The following is a 17,839-nucleotide window of genomic DNA, read 5'->3' as shown; positions in this document are numbered from 1 at the left end:
GAATCGTTTTGGAAAAGTCTGAACAGACCATCGTCATCAAACGCGTGAAAAAGTACGCGGCCGGCCATCATGGCGGCTCGTGGAAAATTGCGTTTGCCGACTTCGCACTGGCTCTGATGGCGTTTTTCCTGGTGTTGTGGCTGATCGAGAGTACCACCGAGCTGGAAAAAATGGTGATTGCCGGGTATTTCTCGGATCCGCGCAGCCTGGCCAGTGCGGGCGATGGCGGTACGCCCTATGTGCTGGACTTGCAGGGGCGGCCTCTGACGCTGCCCAACCAGGGTCTGAACCTGGCGCTGGTGCAGGAGGACCAGGAACAGGCAGTGGAGGCATCCGACGAGCTGGAGAGCCAGGAATACATTGAGCTTGCCCGTTTGCGCGAGACCGAACTGTTGCAAAGCCTGCAGGGGCAACTGGAAGAGGTGATTGCCGGCAACCAGGAGTTTGAGTGGTTCTCCGACAGTCTGTCGATGGAAATGACCGAGGACGGTCTCAGCATCCAGATTATTGACCGCGAAAATCGCCCGTTGTTTGCGTCCGGCTCCGAGCAGATGCAGCCTTATGCGCTGGAAGTGTTGTGGGCGATGGCCAATGTGCTGGAAGACATACCCAATAAAATCAGTATCCTGGGTCACACTGATAGTGTGCCGTTTGGCAGCGATTTTGCGCAATATACCAACTGGGAGCTGTCTGCCGATCGCGCCAATTCCGCGCGCCGTGCGTTGGTGGAAGGGGGGCTGTCGTTTTCGCAGTTCGCACAGATTATTGGCATGGGTTCGTCACTGCCGTTATTGCCTGACGCCCCTGAAGATGCCTCCAACCGGCGCATTGTACTGCTGATCCTGAACCAGCGGGCCGAACGTCGGATCCTGGACGGCACCCTGCAGTCGGAGCTTGACGGCGGCGCGCCGCCGGAAGACGCCCTGCCCGACGATATGCCGGAAATATTCTGAGTCTCACTCGGACCCTTCTCCCTGACCTGCCCCGAACCCTGGTTGGCCGCTGACGCCGGGGTTCAGCCTCTGCCGAGTTCCTGCAGAATATGGTGATAGCTGTTCAGCCGGGACGTGTGGATTTTGCCTTTTTTGACTGCCGCCAGAAGCGCGCAGCCCGGTTCCTGCTGATGGCGACAGTCGCGGAAACGGCATTGCCCGGCGTAAGGCCGGAACTCCACGAAGCCATACATCAGCTGCTCGGCTTCGATATGCCACAAACCGAACTCGCGAATACCCGGTGAATCAACCAGATCGCCGCTACCCGGCAAATGGTAAAGTTTGGTGGCAGTTGTGGTATGGGTGCCTTTCTCGCGCCCGATCGCCCGGCCTTTGGACAGGCCGCCGACATCGGCGGCGCCGCCTTTATTGTCATCATCGTCGATGCCGCGCAGAGTATTGATCAGTGATGACTTGCCCACACCGGACTGACCGACAAACACGGCCGTTTCTTCACGGAGCATGTGTCGCAGTGAGTCAATGCTTTCCGGCTGATGGCAGGAAACGCGTATAGTGTCATAACCAATACCGGCATACAGCTTCAACAGGTCCGACACTTTGAGCGCGGCTTCATCGGCCGCGTCCTGGCTACTCTCTGCCGGCATCAGGTCGCATTTGTTGAGCACCAGCAGGGGCTTCAGGCGCAGGTGCTCAATGGCGACCAGATAACGGTCCAGCAAGTTGCCGAAAGGTTCCGGCACAGGAGCAAATACCACGGCGACGCGGTCAATATTGGCGGCAATGCTGCGCTGCTCGCCACGGGCATTGGGACGGCTCATGGCAGAATGTCGCGGCACCAGCGCAACGATGATGCCGCTGGTGTCGCCTTCTGCCTGCCAGATGACTTTGTCGCCAGTGACCAGTGGCGGCAGGTTGCTGCGCTGGTGACAACGGAAAAGCTGCCCGCGTGTTTCCGGGCTCAGTGACTCCACGTCCAGCTGCTGACCGTAGTGGCAGACAATCAGGCCTTCCTGTTCCGGCCCGAGTGCGGATTCACTTTGGTCGTCAGCCGGGCTGTCAGCCGCATCGGCTTGCCTGCCACGGGCTTTCTGCTGGCTTTTGATACGCCGCAGTTGATGTTCGTTAAGTCGTCGTTTGGCCATAACCCGGCATTCTATTACAATGGCTGGCTCGTGGGACCCGCCTGGCTAAAATAAAGCCTGAATGGAGACAGCCCGAATGAATAACTACTGGATGAAGCATCATGCCTGTTGTGGATAAAAGCAAAACCCTGATCTGGATTGATATGGAAATGACTGGCCTGGAGCCAGACACCGACCGCGTCATTGAAATAGCGACGTTGATCACCGATGCTGATCTCAATATCTTGGCCGAGGGCCCGGTAGTGGCCGTGCGCCAGTCCGACTCGGTGCTGGCGGGCATGGATGAATGGAACCAGCGCACGCACGGCGATTCCGGTCTGGTTGCCCGTGTACGGGCAAGCCAGTCTGATGAAGCCGATGCCGAGCAGCAGACCCTGGACTTTTTGCGCGAGTATGCGGAAACCGGCAGCTCACCGATGTGCGGCAACAGTGTGCATCAGGACCGGCGCTTTCTGGTGAAGTATATGCCCACGCTGGAGGCATTTTTCCATTACCGGAACCTGGATGTCAGCACCGTCAAGGAGCTGGCGCGGCGCTGGCGCCCGGAGCTGCCGGGCGGTTTCAGCAAGAATGGAAATCACAAGGCGCTGGATGACATCAGGGACTCGGTCAGTGAATTGCAGTATTATCGTGAGCACTTTTTCAGGCTATAGGTTCTGGCTATAGGTTCAGGCTTCATGACCCTGGCGCCGTGCATGCTGCTGCAGGGCCCAGGCGACATGTTCACGCACCACCGCTGACGGATGCTGCTGTCGGCTTTCCAGCGCACTGATGACCGCAATGGTGCCCGGTGCATTGCCCAGGCCAACGGCCAGGTTGCGCAGCCAGCCTTCGTAGCCGGTGCGCCGTATTGCCGAGCCTTCGGTATTACGCAGAAAGGTCTCCTCACTCCACAGAAACAGCTCGCTGAGATCGGCATTGTCCAGGCCATGACGCGGGGCAAAGTCGGTCTCCTGACTGAGCTGACTGAACTTGTTCCAGGGGCAGATCAGCTGACAGTCGTCACAGCCAAACACACGGTTGCCAATGGCGGCCCTTAAATGCTCGGGGATGCTGCCTTTCAATTCAATGGTCAGGTAGGAAATACAACGCCTGGCGTCGAGCTGATTGGGGCCGGCAAATGCCTGCGTGGGGCAGATATCCAGGCATGCGGTACATGATCCGCAGTGGCCACTGACTGGCGCATCAACCGGCAGTGGCAGATCCGTGAACAGCTCGCCCAGAAAGAACCAGGAGCCGGCTTTTTTGTTGAGCAGCATGGTGTTTTTGCCAATCCAGCCCAGCCCGGCTTTTTCTGCCAGGGCGCGTTCCAGCACCGGTGCACTGTCGACAAAGGCCCGGTAGCCCATGGGTCCGGCCAGCTCGGTGATGCGATCCGCGAGTTGCTGCAGGCGCTTGCGTATCAGTTTGTGGTAGTCGCGGCCACGGGCATAACGTGAGATATAGGCTTTGTGTTTGTTTTTCAGTGGAGTAAGTGATTGCTTCGACTCAAGGCTATAATCCATGCGAACGCTGAGGACACGGACAGTGCCCGGGTGGAGCTCTTCGGGGTGCAGGCGCAGGTCCCGGTGGCGGGCCATATAGTCCATATCACCATGAAAGTTGTGTGCCAGCCACGCATCCAGGTGGGGCTGATAGGCGCTCAGATCAATGTCGGTGACGGCCAGTTGCTGAAAACCCAGCGTCAGTGCCAGGTCGCGGATCTGCGACAGCATTGTGGCGGCCTGCCCCGGATCCAGTGAGCGCGCGGGTGTGGTCATGTCAAAGCGACCGTAATATGTGGGCGGCGGCTTCCAGCGTGCTGTCGTCCTTGCAGAAGCAGAAACGAATGATCCGTGTGTCCGGCGCCTGCTCATAGAATGGCGACAAAGGGATGGCGGCAACACCTTTGTCCCGGCACAGCCAGCTGACAAACTCCATATCGGGCATGTCGCTGATGGCGCTGTAGTCCACGCACTGAAAGTAAGTGCCTGCCGAGGGCGTGAAAGTGAAACGCGAATCGGCAATAAGGCGGCAAAAGGTGTCGCGCTTTTGCTGATAAAAATCAGGCAATTGCAGGTGATGGTCGGGGCAGTCGCGCAAAAAATCGGCTATCGCATACTGGATAAAACTGGTTGAAGTGAAGGTGACAAACTGGTGCACCTTGCGAAATTCGGTGCTCAGGGCCGGCGGCGCAACACAATACGCGGCCTTCCAGCCGGTGGCGTGGTAGGTTTTGCCAAACGAAAACACCGCAAAACTCTTCTCTTTCAGCTCCGCATGACACAGCACACTTTCATGTCGTCCGCCCGCAAACACCATGTGTTCGTATACCTCGTCGGACAACACCAGGATATCGCGATCACGGATCAGCTCTGCCAGGGTGTCCAGGTCTTGCCGGGCCAGCACCGAACCACTGGGGTTGTGCGGCGAGTTGATGATGATCAGGCGCGTGCGGGCGTTAATCTGACCGGCGACCCGTTCCCAGTCGATTGCCCAGCCTCGCTCAGTATCTGGCTGCAGCATCGGGATGTGCACCGGCTCGCCGCCCGCCAGTCGCACGGCCGGGTCATAGGAGTCGTAGGCCGGGTCAAACATGATGACCTGGTCACCCGCGCCCACGGTCGCCTGAATGGCATCAAACAGGGCTTCGGTGGCACCCGAGGTCACGGTTATTTCCTGATCTGCATCCACTTGGCAGCCGTATAAACTCCCGACTTTGGCCGCGATCTGCTCGCGCAGCTCGGCCACCCCGGTCATGGGAGCATACTGATTGCGGCGGTCATTAAGGTAAAATGCCACGCGTTCACGCAACGCCTCCGGGCAATCGAAATCCGGGAAGCCCTGTGACAGGTTGATGGCATTATGCGCCTGTGCCATTCTCGTCATGATGGTAAAGATGGTGGTGCCCACCTGGGGGAGTTTGCTGCGCAAGGTGATAACCTCTTGAATAAATATTTTGGGCAGAGTCTACACGATCTGCCGCTGATACCGAAAACCGGGCCGCAACGTGAGCCCGGCCCAGAATACAGGATTAGCGCTAATGACCCGAGCTTTAGCTGACGCAGATAGCGATACAGCCATGACTTTACCTGATGACAAAGCAGACGCCGCGCAGCAGCAGGCGCCACAGATCGAACCGCGCTGGCATGACCAGCAAGCCCACAGTCTTCCGGGCCTGAACATAACGGCCGGGCGTCAGGCGCTGCTGGACTATTTTGCCAACACCTGGCAGCTGACCGAGACACTGTTTTCGGCGCTGGTCAGTGAGGAAGCCTACTTTATCCGGCCGTATCACAAGACCCGGCATCCCCTGATTTTCTACTATGTGCATCCGGTGACTTTTTACATCAATAAACTGCTGATTGCCGGGCTGCTCGACAAACCGCTGAACCCGCATTACGAGTTATTGTTTGAGACCGGCGTCGACGAAATGAGCTGGGACGATCTGCATGAAGGTGGGCAGGAGATATGGCCCAGCGTTGCTGAGGCCCGTGATTATAGGCGTCAGGTATACCAGACTGTGCACCAGCTGATCAGCTTGCATCCCGAGTTTGACAAGCCTGTCACCATGGACAGCCCGGGCTGGGCATTGGTCATGTGTTTCGAGCATGAACGTATCCACCTGGAAACATCCAGTGTATTGATGCGGGAGCTGCCGGTAAAATATCTGCGTGCGCCGCAACAGTGGCCGCCATTGCCGCTGGCCAGGAATGCGTCTGAGCATTTCGATCGGCCGGTTGCCGGGCTGCATTATCCGGCAGAGAACCCTCTGATCGACGTGGCAGCGCAGACCGTTGCCGTGGGCAAACCCAAGGACTGGCCCAGCTTTGGCTGGGACAACGAGTATGGCGCGGACACGCGTGAGGTCAAGGCTTTCCGTGCCAGCAAACGTCTGATCAGCAATGGCGAGTTCTATGAATTTGTCAGTTCCGGCGCCTACCTCGACGAACAGTACTGGAGCGAAAAAGGCTGGGCCTGGCGCCGGTTCCGGAACACACGCTGGCCCGCATTCTGGGTGCAGGACGGTCCGGTAGGTTCGCATCAGTACAAACTGCGCACCATCTTCAGTGTCGAACCCATGCAGTGGGACTGGCCGGCCATCGTCAACTACTATGAGGCACGCGCGTATTGTGCGTGGCGTTCACAGCACGATGGTGCAGAAACGCCCTATCGGCTTGCCACTGAAAAAGAACATCTGGCGCTTCATGATGATGCGTGGCAATTGGCGCGGCAGTGGCAGCCCGGGTGTGATGAGCCTGCGCTTGCTGATGCGCTGGTGTGTGATCCGGTCATGAAAAGGCTGTCATCGCAGGAACCGGGCCGACGTGCAATCAATCATAATCTGCATTATGGCAGTGAGGGCTCCGTGGAAAAATTTGCTGCCAACAGCAAAGGCTTTCACGATGTACTGGGCAACGTCTGGCAGTGGAGCGAGGATACTTTCCACCCCCTGCCGGGTTTTGCCATTCACCCGTATTACGTCGATTTCAGCACCCCCTGCTTTGACGAGCAGCACCAGATGATTATGGGCGGCTCCTTTATCAGCACCGGCGATGAGGCCAGCGTGTGGGCGCGATTCCATTTCCGACCACACTTCTTCCAGCATGCAGGGTTCCGCCTGGTGCAGGGCGATGACAATGCAATGCGACAGGAGGGTGGCAAGCGTTATGAAACCGATGCCCTGCTGGATCAGTACATGTTGTTCCACTGGGGTTCGCGTGCGGAGCAGCGCGATGAAGACATCAGTGCGGGCGTGGGTCACCCCGAAACGCGGATGTTTATGGAAACCATGGCCGAGCTGGTCGGCGATTTTGCCGGCAGCCACGGATCAGTACTGGACCTGGGCTGCGCCACCGGGCGGGCCAGCTTTGAGTTGGCGCGACGTTTTGAGCGTGTGCTGGGTCTCGACTATAGCGAAGCCTTTGTGGAAGCGGCGCGCGTCATGCAGCGTCAGGGCAGCCTGGCCTATTCGCGTCTGGAAAGTGGTCGGCATTCCACGCCGATGATGGCGCGGGTTCCGGCAGCGATTGATCGCACACGCGTCGAATTTATTCAGGGTGATGCGGCCCGTCTGGCCGAAGCAGGTATCGCCAGCGACGAGCGTTTTGATGCGGTGCTGATGAGCAACCTGTTATGCCGGCTGCCCGATCCTGCTGCCTGTTTGCGCCAGTTTACCGGGCCTGACGGTTTGTTGCGTGACGGGGGCATACTGGTGCTGTCATCACCCAACACCTGGATGGAGCAGTACACGCCGACGGACGCGTTTGTTGATGCTCCGGACAGCGCCACCGCGCTGGCCCGGCTGGGTGAGCTGCTGCCCGGCTACGAACTGGTGCACCAACAGGACCTGCCTTTCATGATCCGAGAGCATCGCCGCAAATACGAATACATCGTCAGTCAGGTGTCCGTGTGGCGTAAACAGCCCGTCCGCAGGTAACCGGTTCAGGCGCTGGCGGTTTGTTTTGCCAGTGCCTGACACGCCTGCGCTGCAATGCGCACGCTGTCGAGGCGTTTTTCGTGATCGTAAATGTGCGCGCTGAACATGATCTCATCGACACCAGTCCGGCCGATGAAACGCTCAATGCCCTGCTGCACAGCAGCCTGATCCCCGACTATCGCTTCGCCCAGAGCATGTCCGGCCCCGGCCAGCTCAGCGGCGGAAAAATGCGCTTCAATGTCTTCCAGTGGTGGCTTTAACGGTCCGGGTGTCCCTCTTCTTAGCGCAATGAATTGTTGTTGCGTGGAACTCATCAGGTATCGGGCTTCGTCCTGGCTTTGGGCTGCGTACATGGGCACAGCCGCCAGGCAATAGGGTGACTGGAGCTGCTCAGACGGCCGGAAGCGACTGCGGTAGATGTCCAGCGCCTGCAGCAGTTGGTCAGGCGCAAAATGTGATGCAAACGCAAAAGGCAGGCCCAGAGCGGCGGCCAGTTGCGCACTGAACAGACTGGAGCCCAGCAGCCACAGGGGTACATTCAGGCCGGCACCGGGCACAGCCTGCACCGCCTGGCCAGCAGTCGCCGGTTTAAAATAGCTCTGCAATTCCTGCACATCGCGTGGAAACTGATCAACACTGTCCTGGTAACGCCTGAGTGCCTGCATGGTCAATGAGTCCGTGCCCGGTGCTCTGCCCAGGCCCAGATCGATGCGATCCGGGTACAGTGAGGCCAGGGTGCCGAATTGTTCGGCAACCATCAAAGGCGCATGGTTGGGCAGCATGATGCCGCCGGAGCCGACACGAATTCGTTTTGTTCCCTCGGCAACGTAGCCAATGACCACAGCGGTTGCAGCACTGGCAATGCCGGTCATGTTGTGGTGCTCGGCCAGCCAGAAGCGCTGATAACCACTGGCTTCGGCGGTCTGGGCGAGGCTGCGGGCGTTCAGCAGCGCCTGACGTGGTGTGCTGTCTTGCACGACCGGTGCCAGATCAAGCAGGGAATAAGGGATCATGTGGTCTCCAAAAACGACGAATGGGCGCAAGCAATTTAACACGCCAGGGGTCTCGGGGTATAACAGGGTTTCAATTGTCAGACTCGGCAGCCTGACGCCCAAAACTGTCTTTATATCGGGTATGGCCTGCCATAGGCTTGAATAATAACAGGGGCTGGATTACCCTGCGAAGTCCTTAATTTGTGCATCCATTACCCGATTTTCTGGAAATTTGTTACCGCAGGGAATGCTGAGGAACAAGTTGAAATCAAGCTCTCTGAGGAGATAAACGTGAAAAAACAGACTATTTTATCAGCAGCGATAGCGGCTGCAGTGGCCGGTTCCATGGCCCTGACGGCTATCACCACTCAGGCTGCTGACAACGGCGGAAGTTATGAAGCGCCCCGTACCGAATGGGGTACACCTGATCTGCGCGGTGTATGGAATTTCAGCTCCAATACACCACTGGAACGCCCGCGTGACTACGGTGATCGTCAGTTCTACACGCCGGAAGAAGTCATGGCCCGTGACGAACGCGCCGCGGCAGCAGCGGCTGCCAGTGATGGCAATTCATCACAGGGCGGTGTGGGTGGTTACAACCAGTTCTGGGTAGAAGGCATGCCCCAGGACATCAACCTGCGCACTTCTATTCTGATTTATCCGGAAGATGGCCGCATGCCGGCGCGCGTTGAAGGCGCCCCTGTGGCTTACGGCGGTCTGGGCCCGGATTACAACGGTGAGCGTCCTGTCCGTGTTGCCGTGGGTGGCATCGCCAAAGATGGCCCGGAAGACCGTGGTGTCTCCGAGCGCTGCCTGCTGGGATTCAACTCGGTGCCGCCGTTCATGCCCAGCATGTACAACAACAACGTACAGCTGTTCCAGACCGAAGATCACTTTGTCATCTACAACGAAATGATCCACGAATCACGCATTGTGCCGATGGATGGTCGCGAGCACATCCCGGAAAACATCACCCAGTGGACCGGTGACTCACGTGGTTACTGGGACGGTGATACCCTGGTCGTTGAAACCCGTAATTTCAACAGCAAGACCCAGACCTTCCGTGGTGTCGGTATCAGCTCCAACAAGAAGCTGACCGAGAAGTTTACCCGTGCGGCTGACGGCGTTGTTGAGTACGAGTTCACCGTGGAAGATCCTTTGGCCTTTGAAGACAAGATCACCGGTGTCGTACCGATGTTCCGCTCCGATGGCGAGATGTTTGAGTATGCCTGCCACGAAGGCAACTACGGCATGGTCAACATCCTGCGCGGGGAGCGTGTGGACGAGGGCACCTGGGATCACGAGAACAACCGGGCCATGCGTCTGGAGCAGTGATCTCGTCACAGGAATAGACTTTAACAGACAAAAACAAGGTTGTTCATGAAAACACAATTCAAGACATTTTTTGCAGTAGCGGCAACGGCGGCCGCAGTCAGCGCGTTCTGGGTCACCCAGGACGTTTCACAGGCGCAGAATGAATCCCGTACCGAAATCCCCCGCACGCCCGATGGCAAGCCCAATTTCAGTGGTATCTGGCAATCAATGAATACCGCGTACTGGGATCTGGAGCCGCACGAAGCACGCCACGGCCCGCTGGCTGCATTGCAGGCCGGTGCCCATCTGGCAGTTCCGCCCGGCATGGGTGTGGTTGAAGGCGGCATGTTGCCTTACAAACCCGGCATGCGTGATGCGAAAGAAGAGAATCAGGCCAACTGGCTGCAACGTGATCCGGCAACCAAGTGTTATCTGCCGGGCGTGCCGCGTGCCACCTATCAGCCTTACCCGTTCCAGATTTTCCAGGCACCTGATGCCACACTGATTACCTATCAGTTTGCCGGTGCAGATCGCATCGTGCACATGAATCGTCCGGAACTGGAAGCGCAGGTGGACAGCTGGATGGGTCACAACAATGGTAGCTGGGATGGCGACACGCTGGTCATCGATGTGACCGGTCAGATGCCGGACACCTGGTTCGACCGTTCCGGCAACTACCACAGTGGCTGGGAGATGCATGTGCAGGAGCGTTACACCATGCTGGATCGCAACACCATCCAGTACTCTGCAACTGTTAACGATCCCAATGTTTACGAACGTCCCTGGACCATCAACATGCATCTGTACCGTCATCAGGACGAGAACATGAAGCTGCTGGAATACAAGTGCGTGGAGTTCGTGGAAGAGCTGTTGTTTGGCGATCTGCGGGCACCGGGGTCTCCCATAGGTGACGGCATCACGCCTATCAATTAAAGAAAACTATCTGCGTTGCCATTGCGTCGTTAAAAACAGGCTCAAAATGCTCATTTACTTCGTGTAAATTCCGCTTTTTCGCCTGTTTTTGCCTCGCACTGACTGCCTCGAATACGTTTTCTTGATGCTGCGGTTATCAGGCATTTAAAACACCGGCAAAATACTGTATAAATATACAGCCTTTTGTCGGTGTTTTTTATGCGTGCTACAAATCCCCTGCCCGTGCCGGCTTATGCCGAGCTGCATTGCATTACCAATTTTTCCTTTCTGCGGGGTGCATCCTTTCCCGAAGAACTGGTCAGCCGTGCCCTGGAGCTGGGTTACCGGGCACTGGCCATCACCGACGAATGTTCTGTTGCAGGCATCGTGCGAGCCTACTCTGCTTTAAGGTCTGCGAGCGAAGTGGCTGCAAACTTCAAGCTGTTGATTGGTACCGAATTGCGTTGTCAGGACGGACTGCATCTGGTGTTGCTGGCACGCAATCGACGAGGCTATGGCCAGATCTGCACGCTGATCAGTGAGGCTCGCCGGGCGGCGCCCAAGGGCGAATATTTGCTCAAGCGCTCCATGCTGGAGGCGCTTGACAGCAGTGACTGCCTGGCTCTGTGGCTGCCGTCATGGTCAGCGGTATTCGGCTGCCCTGATGCAACATTGTCCGAACGCTGCCTTATTGATGTCTGCGACTCAGATCTGCGCTGGCTGGCCGGGCGTTTCCCTGATCGGCTATGGATAAGTGCGCAGCTGTTTCTGGAGGCTGATGACGCTGAAAAACTGGCGGCTTTGCAGGCCCTGGCGGCACACACCGGTCTGCCAATCTGTGCCAGTGGCGGGGTGCAGATGCACCATCCGCAACGGCGCCCGCTGCGTGATACGCTGACGGCCATACGGCTGGGTACCCCTGTCTCCGGGCTTGCGTTTGCGTTGCCTGCTAATGGCCAGCAGTGTCTGCGGACACGTCAAACGCTGGCCCGGTTGTTCCCTTCGACTCTGCTGCAGGAAACGCTGCGCATCGCTGAGCAGTGCCAGTTCTGTTTGTCAGAGCTGCGTTATGAATACCCGCGGGAATTGGTGCCGGCACGCGAAACGCCGCAAAGCTGGTTGCGGCAGTTGACCGAAACAGGCATGAAGCAGCGCTGGCCTGAAGGCGTGCCGGGTAAAGTAAAAACACAGGTCGACCGTGAGCTGGTTTTGATTGCGGAGCTGGGTTACGAACATTTTTTCCTGACGGTACACGATATTGTGGTGTTTGCCCGCAGTCGCAATATTCTGTGTCAGGGGCGGGGCTCGGCTGCCAATTCGGCAGTGTGCTACTGCCTGGGCATTACTGCTGTGGATCCGGGTCGGCTGGCCCTGTTGTTTGAACGTTTTCTGTCAAAAGAGCGTGACGAGCCACCGGACATTGACGTGGATTTTGAGCACGAGCGCCGCGAAGAGGTCATTCAGTATATCTACCAGAAATACGGTCGGCATCGTGCCGCACTCGCCGCCACGGTGATCTGCTATCGGCGCCGCAGTGCGCTGCGTGATGTCGGCAAGGCGCTGGGCCTGTCGAACGATCAGGTCGAGCAATTGCTGGACGTCCTGCGTATGGACAGTGAGGGTAATCCGGTATGGATCGAACCTGTGCAATTACCCGAATCGGTGCTCAAACGTCTGGTGTTTCTGGTGCAGCAGATCATCGGTTTCCCACGGCATCTGTCGCAGCATGTCGGTGGCTTTGTCATCAGTGAGGGCCCACTTGCGCAACTGGTTCCGGTCGAAAATGCCAGTATGCCAGGTCGCACAGTTATTCAATGGGAAAAGGATGATCTGGAAACCCTGGGGCTGTTGAAAGTTGACGTGCTTGCTCTGGGCATGTTGACGGCCATCCGCAAGGCGCTGGATCTGGTTGGTGGCATTCAGGGTAAAACGCTGGCGCTGGCAGATGTGCCGGCAGAGGACGCACAAACCTATGACATGATCTGCCGGGCTGATTCGGTAGGTCTGTTCCAGATTGAATCGCGTGCCCAGATGAGTATGCTGCCCCGTCTTCGCCCGCGCAGTTATTATGATCTTGTCATCCAGATCGCTATTGTCAGACCTGGCCCTATCCAGGGTGATATGGTGCATCCTTACCTGGCACGAAGACAGGGGCTGGAACAGGTCAGCTATCCCAGTGAGGCGGTGCGCGGGGTGCTGGAAAGAACTCTGGGGGTGCCGATCTTTCAGGAACAGGTGATGCAGATAGCCATGGTCGCAGCCGGTTTCAGCGGGGGTGAGGCGGATCAGTTGCGCCGGGCCATGGCGGCCTGGAAACGCAAGGGCGGTCTGGAGCCGTTCCGGGAAAAGCTGATCCGTGGCATGCGCGCGCGCGGTTATGACGAGAGCTTTGCGTTGCAGATCTACAACCAGATAAAAGGGTTTGGTGACTATGGATTCCCTGAATCCCATTCTGCCAGTTTTGCTTTGTTGGCCTATGTGTCGGCCTGGCTTAAATGCCACCATCCCGCTGCCTTTGTCTGTGCCCTGCTCAACAGCCAGCCCATGGGGTTCTATGGGCCATCGCAACTGGTCCAGGACTTCCAGCGCCATGGTGGTACAGTCATGCCGGTTGATGTGCAGATCAGTGACGAGGACTGTACTCTGGAGCCGGTGCTTATTGCTATGGCTGAGAGGCAGGCCCTGAGGTTGGGCCTGCGCATGCTCAAGGGCCTGTCCGGCACAGCCATCCATGCCATCCTGCGGGCAAGGGCTGATGGCGCATTTACCAGCATTGCCGACCTGGTCCGTCGCGCAGGACTATCGCAATCGGATCGCGATGCCCTGGCCGCAGGCGATGCCCTGAACAGTCTGACCACTGACCGCTATCGTGCGTTCTGGGATGCCAGTGCGGTGGAGGAACTGCCACCCTTGTTTGCAGCCATGGGTGAGAGCTACCGACGTTCAGCAGAGAATCTGGACCTGATGCTGCCCCGGCCCAGTGAGGCGCAGGATATCGTGGCGGATTACAATCAGACTGGCCTCAGCCTGCGTCGACATCCGCTGGCCCTGTGGCGGGAACACTTGCGTGGCCATGGCGTGCTCAGGGCAGATGAACTGGCTGCGCTGCCCGACCGCAGACGCATCAAAGTGGCTGGCCTGGTGACCTGTCGTCAGCGCCCGCAAACCGCCTCTGGTGTGACTTTCCTGACGCTGGAAGATGAGAGTGGATTCATCAATGTGGTGGTGTGGCCACAGTTGTTGCACAAGTTTTACCGGCCCGTGCATGAGGCCAGTCTGCTGGGTGTAGCCGGTTACCTGCAGCAAAGCGATGGCGTCATTCATGTCGTCGCCAGCACTCTGGTTGATCTCAGTGACTGGTTGGGCGAGATGCAGGTGGCATCACGCGACTTTGCCTGACGGCGAGCGCATCAACCAGGGATAAATCACCACCACGGCAATGATAATGCCCGCGCCCAGGTAAAAGCGGGCACTCAGCTCCTGTTGTTCACCCAGCAACAGGGCCGCCAGGATGATGGCGTAGATGGGCTCCAGATTCACAGCCAATGCGCTGGCATAGGCAGACAGGTGGCGCAGTGCCATCAGGGACAGGGCAAATGGCAGCAAGGTACAGCCAAAAGCCAGTATCGCCATCCAGAGCATATCGCTGCCACGAGGCAGGGCAAAAATGGAAGCATCAGCATCGATAATACCCGCGATGCTGCTGGCTCCGGAAAGCGAACCGACAACCAGGCCGACCACGACCAGCAGCGCACAACCGGCAGCCATTTCAATAGCCGTGACACTGAGCGGGTCGGCGCGCAGGATAAAACGTTTGTTCAGGGCAGCAAACAGCGCCACGAACATGGCCGAAACAATGCCCATGATGATGCCGGTATTCATGCTCTCCGGCGTACCGCCCACCACCAGCACGATGCCGGGCAGCACCATCAGACCCAGCAGCAATTCCTTTATCTGGAAGCGTCGACCGGCCAGCACGGGCTCGACCAGTGACAGGAATACCGGCACAGTGGCAATACACGTCACGGCCACCGAGGCATTGGAGAGTTTGATGGCGCCATAGAAGGTCAGCCAGTGCAAAGCGACCAGCGTGCCAATACCACAATAGATCAGTAACAAAGCAGGTTTCAGGGTCAGAATTGTGCGCCAGATCATGGGCAGGAGAAACAGGCTTAGTGCAACCAGACCCATACGCCACAACACCAGCGGCAGGGCCTCCAGGGTGATGAGTTTGCCAAGGATGGCGGTGAAGCCCCATAACACTACGCAGACATGAATCTGTATCCAGGCGTGGGTAATGGTTTTGTGTTCAACGGTGTTGATGCCGGGCATGGTTTTGAGACAAAAGATCTGGCAGCGGGTTGGATTAGCTTGATAGTCAGACGCCATTCTAGCACTATCGCATGGCTTCGTGAGCCGTTATCATAATGGCTCCGCCAGGACACGCATATGCGCATCACCGTCATACCTTTATGATAAAAAAGATACCCGTTAAGGATCTGCAACTGGGCATGTATCTCTATGAGCTGCATGGCTCCTGGCTTAGCCATCCGTTCTGGAAAACCAGCTTTTTGCTGGAAGATCCTGCCGATCTGGCGAAAATCAAGGCCTCTGGCGTTGTCAGTGTCAGCGTTGATCTGAGTCAAAGCAAGGTAATGTCGGCCAAAGAGCCGCGCCAGCCAGATTCTCCCTCTCCGGTCTCCGTTGCGGCGTTGGCTGTACCCGAGCTAAAAACCACACCTGGCAGTTTCCAGAACGAACTCAAGCGGGCGCGTGAATTGTGTAATCGTTCCCGGAGCGCCGTGACAAAAATGTTTGGCGAAGCGCGCATGGGTAATACCGTCACCATGGCCGAAGCCAGAGCAGTCGTGGATGAAATTAGCGATTCTGTCAGTCGTCATCCCCTGGCGCTGATTACGCTGGCACGCCTGAAAACATCAGACAACTATACCTATATGCACTCAGTGGCGGTGTGCGCCATGATGGTGGCGCTGGCGCGTGAATTAGGCATGACTGAAGAGCAAGTGCGTGATGCCGGTTACGCGGGTTTGCTGCATGATGTGGGTAAGATGTCGGTGCCGGATGTCATTTTGAACAAGCCCGGCCAGTTGAGTGATGAAGAGTTTCAGGTTATCAAATCGCATCCGGAAAAGGGTCAGGAAATACTGCTACGTGCCGGTGACATTCCGCCGATGGTGATTGATGTCTGTTTGCACCATCACGAGAAATATGATGGCAGCGGTTATCCGCATGGCCTGAAAAGCGAGGACATCAGTATCTATGCCCGCATGGGAGCAATCTGTGATGTTTATGATGCCATTACCTCGAACCGGCCTTACAAAAAAGGCTGGGGGCCGGCTGAGTCATTGCAGAAAATGGCGCAGTGGAAAGGGCACTTTGATTCGGCGCTGTTTCAGGCTTTTGTCAAAGTGGTAGGCATTTACCCGATAGGTTCTCTGGTGCGGCTGAAGAGCCAGCGTCTTGCCGTGGTTATCGAACAGAATGAAAAATATCTGCTAAAACCAAAAGTAAAAACTTTCTTTTCTTTACGTTCCAATATGCCTTTACCTCAGATTATTGTGGATCTTGCTGTGTCAGGCCAGGAAGACAGCATTGAGGCTCGCGAGCATTTTGAGAACTGGAATTTCCCCTACATGGAAGAGCTGTGGCAATCAGGGCTTTAACCAAAAAAACCGTGTAGATACCAGTCTGTACCGCGCCGTTCCGTTTCTGTTTTGCGCGCCAGATCCTGATATATCCACAGTAAATTGCCCTGGGCATTGGCGGCAACATAATAGTCGCGGCGTACCGCTTCATCCTGCCACCACCGTGTTTCTATGCGGCGGGGGCCGCGTAGCAGTGTCAAAGGAGACAGGTAATGCAGTTGCTGGTTCCGGATACTCAACGGGTGCGGTGGTGCCAGCAACCAGCATGGATTTTGGCTAACAGATAAGCTGCTGTGCCAGGCGTCTGCCTTGTCCTCTGTCAAGGGTGCCAGATAAGGCGCCATGAGAGTGGAAAATTCCGGACAGTAATCCTGTCGAATCAGGAGTCGTTGCACCGCATTGCTGCCAAGCCTTGCGGCCAGCGTGTCAAGCAGTTGCGAATTTACCCCTTCTTTTTGTGTCTGCTTCCTGTGCTGAAAGCCGCCTGCCGGCCTGAAGTCGGTGAACTGCGTGACACGCAAATTTATGGCGTAAACTTCTCCGCAAAAATGCATATCCGACAGCCGCGTCTCCAGCAACAACAGAAACAAGGCTGCTGCACGATCGGCTTTACGAATGTTGACGCTGACCCGTTCACAATTCTGCGCTTCGCCAGCACTGGCATAATCCATAGTAAAAACCAGTTCATCGGTACAAAGATGATTCTGCTTCAGAAAGGCTTCAAGCCGGTGCAGAAGTTGTTCGCAGGCATAAAGAATCTGCTGCACGGAACACAGGCCGTGCTCGGCATCGTAACGATCATGATAATCCGGCCTTGCCTGCCAGGGTATGCGCATTTCCGCGCGTAACCCCAGGCACTGTTCAATATAGTCACTGAAGTGTCTGCCGAATCTTATGCGCAGTTCCGGCAACGGCAGGCGCCAGATATCTCTTAAATAGAAAAGGCCGCATTTGGCGAGCTTTTTACAGATCCGGATATCAATGGCAAGTGCGCTGGTGGGAATCCCGCCAAGGCGTGAGCGTAGGTCCTCAGGTTTGCCGAACGCGACATTATGTCCGGTACGGGCCAGCAGTAAGCTGGCGCTGGCGTTTGGTGTCACCGCCTGGAAAAAATCAATGTGTATCCCTTGTGCCGCTATGCCGGATTCAATGCGTGTTCTGATGCGCGCCAGGCTGCCGAAATAATTCAGGCTTCTGCCAACCTCCAGTACCAGGGCGTCATCACCGTCCAGACTGATGTAATCGCTTATCTGTTGGCAATGTTGTGCGATAAGTGAGATGGCAGAAGACGTGGTGACCTGATCATCGGGCCGGGTAACAAGTGTCGGGAAATGAAGCGCATACCACAAAGTGGTGCGCCTGCTGCCTGCAACCGGACTGCGCCGGATATGATGTTCTGATTTGAGCCTGCGGCGAGTATGGGTGCTTTTCCGTGCTGTAT

General features: G+C 56.9%; 13 protein-coding genes. 7 read left to right on the top strand and 6 right to left on the bottom strand.

Annotated features, from left to right (window positions below; genetic code table 11):
- Positions 1-8: 8 nt before the first annotated feature.
- Entirely contained in the window at positions 9-953 is a 945-nt protein-coding gene (motB, locus tag WD071_RS07545) for a flagellar motor protein MotB (protein ID WP_368047741.1), read from the top strand.
- Positions 954-1,015: 62 nt separating this feature from the next.
- Here the strand turns inward: motB and rsgA are convergent, their stop codons facing one another.
- Positions 1,016-2,095, bottom strand: coding sequence for a small ribosomal subunit biogenesis GTPase RsgA (rsgA, locus tag WD071_RS07540; protein ID WP_368047740.1), 1,080 nt, complete (start codon positions 2,093-2,095; stop codon positions 1,016-1,018).
- Between the two features lie 101 nt (positions 2,096-2,196).
- Between rsgA and orn the strand changes: the two genes are divergently transcribed.
- Positions 2,197-2,748, top strand: a complete 552-nt coding sequence (gene orn / locus WD071_RS07535) for an oligoribonuclease (protein ID WP_368047739.1) — start codon at positions 2,197-2,199, stop codon at positions 2,746-2,748.
- Positions 2,749-2,763: 15 nt separating this feature from the next.
- Here orn and queG read toward each other — a convergent pair whose 3' ends face one another.
- The gene (queG, locus tag WD071_RS07530) at positions 2,764-3,810 is read right to left on the bottom strand and encodes a tRNA epoxyqueuosine(34) reductase QueG (protein ID WP_368047874.1); all 1,047 of its coding nucleotides are present in this window, start codon (positions 3,808-3,810) and stop codon (positions 2,764-2,766) included.
- Between the two features lie 46 nt (positions 3,811-3,856).
- Positions 3,857-5,008, bottom strand: coding sequence for a methionine aminotransferase (locus tag WD071_RS07525; protein ID WP_368047738.1), 1,152 nt, complete (start codon positions 5,006-5,008; stop codon positions 3,857-3,859).
- 109 nt (positions 5,009-5,117) lie between these two features.
- Here WD071_RS07525 and ovoA point away from each other — a divergent pair, with 109 nt between their 5' ends.
- A complete protein-coding gene (gene ovoA / locus WD071_RS07520; RefSeq protein ID WP_368047737.1) occupies positions 5,118-7,514 on the top strand; it encodes a 5-histidylcysteine sulfoxide synthase in 2,397 nt (798 codons plus the stop codon).
- A gap of 5 nt (positions 7,515-7,519) precedes the next feature.
- Here ovoA and WD071_RS07515 read toward each other — a convergent pair whose 3' ends face one another.
- Complete coding sequence (locus WD071_RS07515) at positions 7,520-8,527, bottom strand: LLM class flavin-dependent oxidoreductase (RefSeq protein ID WP_368047736.1); 1,008 nt, start codon at positions 8,525-8,527, stop codon at positions 7,520-7,522.
- A gap of 270 nt (positions 8,528-8,797) precedes the next feature.
- Here WD071_RS07515 and WD071_RS07510 point away from each other — a divergent pair, with 270 nt between their 5' ends.
- From WD071_RS07510 to WD071_RS07500, 3 genes are all read left to right on the top strand, one after another.
- Positions 8,798-9,841, top strand: a complete 1,044-nt coding sequence (locus WD071_RS07510; protein ID WP_368047735.1) for a hypothetical protein — start codon at positions 8,798-8,800, stop codon at positions 9,839-9,841.
- 45 nt (positions 9,842-9,886) lie between these two features.
- The gene (locus WD071_RS07505) at positions 9,887-10,753 is read left to right on the top strand and encodes a hypothetical protein (RefSeq protein WP_368047734.1); all 867 of its coding nucleotides are present in this window, start codon (positions 9,887-9,889) and stop codon (positions 10,751-10,753) included.
- 222 nt (positions 10,754-10,975) lie between these two features.
- Positions 10,976-14,131 (top strand): error-prone DNA polymerase, encoded by a 3,156-nt coding sequence (locus tag WD071_RS07500; RefSeq protein WP_368047873.1) that lies wholly within the window; start codon positions 10,976-10,978, stop codon positions 14,129-14,131.
- Here WD071_RS07500 and WD071_RS07495 read toward each other — a convergent pair.
- Positions 14,114-15,121 carry a DMT family transporter gene (locus WD071_RS07495; RefSeq protein ID WP_368047733.1) on the bottom strand — a complete coding sequence of 336 codons (1,008 nt, stop codon included), beginning with the start codon at positions 15,119-15,121 and terminating at the stop codon, positions 14,114-14,116. The two genes, WD071_RS07500 and WD071_RS07495, sit on opposite strands and share 18 nt — an antisense overlap.
- 83 nt (positions 15,122-15,204) lie before the next feature.
- On the opposite strand from WD071_RS07495, the gene WD071_RS07490 reads away from it, so the two are divergent.
- Positions 15,205-16,416: an HD-GYP domain-containing protein gene (locus WD071_RS07490; RefSeq protein WP_368047732.1), complete on the top strand. Its 1,212-nt coding sequence runs from the start codon at positions 15,205-15,207 to the stop codon at positions 16,414-16,416.
- Here WD071_RS07490 and WD071_RS07485 read toward each other — a convergent pair.
- Positions 16,413-17,747, bottom strand: coding sequence for a hypothetical protein (locus tag WD071_RS07485; protein WP_368047731.1), 1,335 nt, complete (start codon positions 17,745-17,747; stop codon positions 16,413-16,415). The two genes, WD071_RS07490 and WD071_RS07485, sit on opposite strands and share 4 nt — an antisense overlap.
- Positions 17,748-17,839: the final 92 nt, after the last annotated feature.

The organism is Pseudohongiella sp., from assembly GCF_040877505.1.
In the GTDB taxonomy this organism is placed as follows: Bacteria; Pseudomonadota; Gammaproteobacteria; order Pseudomonadales; family Pseudohongiellaceae; genus Pseudohongiella.
The sequence above is the reverse complement of the archived record's forward strand: the minus strand, read 5'-3'. Positions and strand labels throughout refer to the sequence as shown.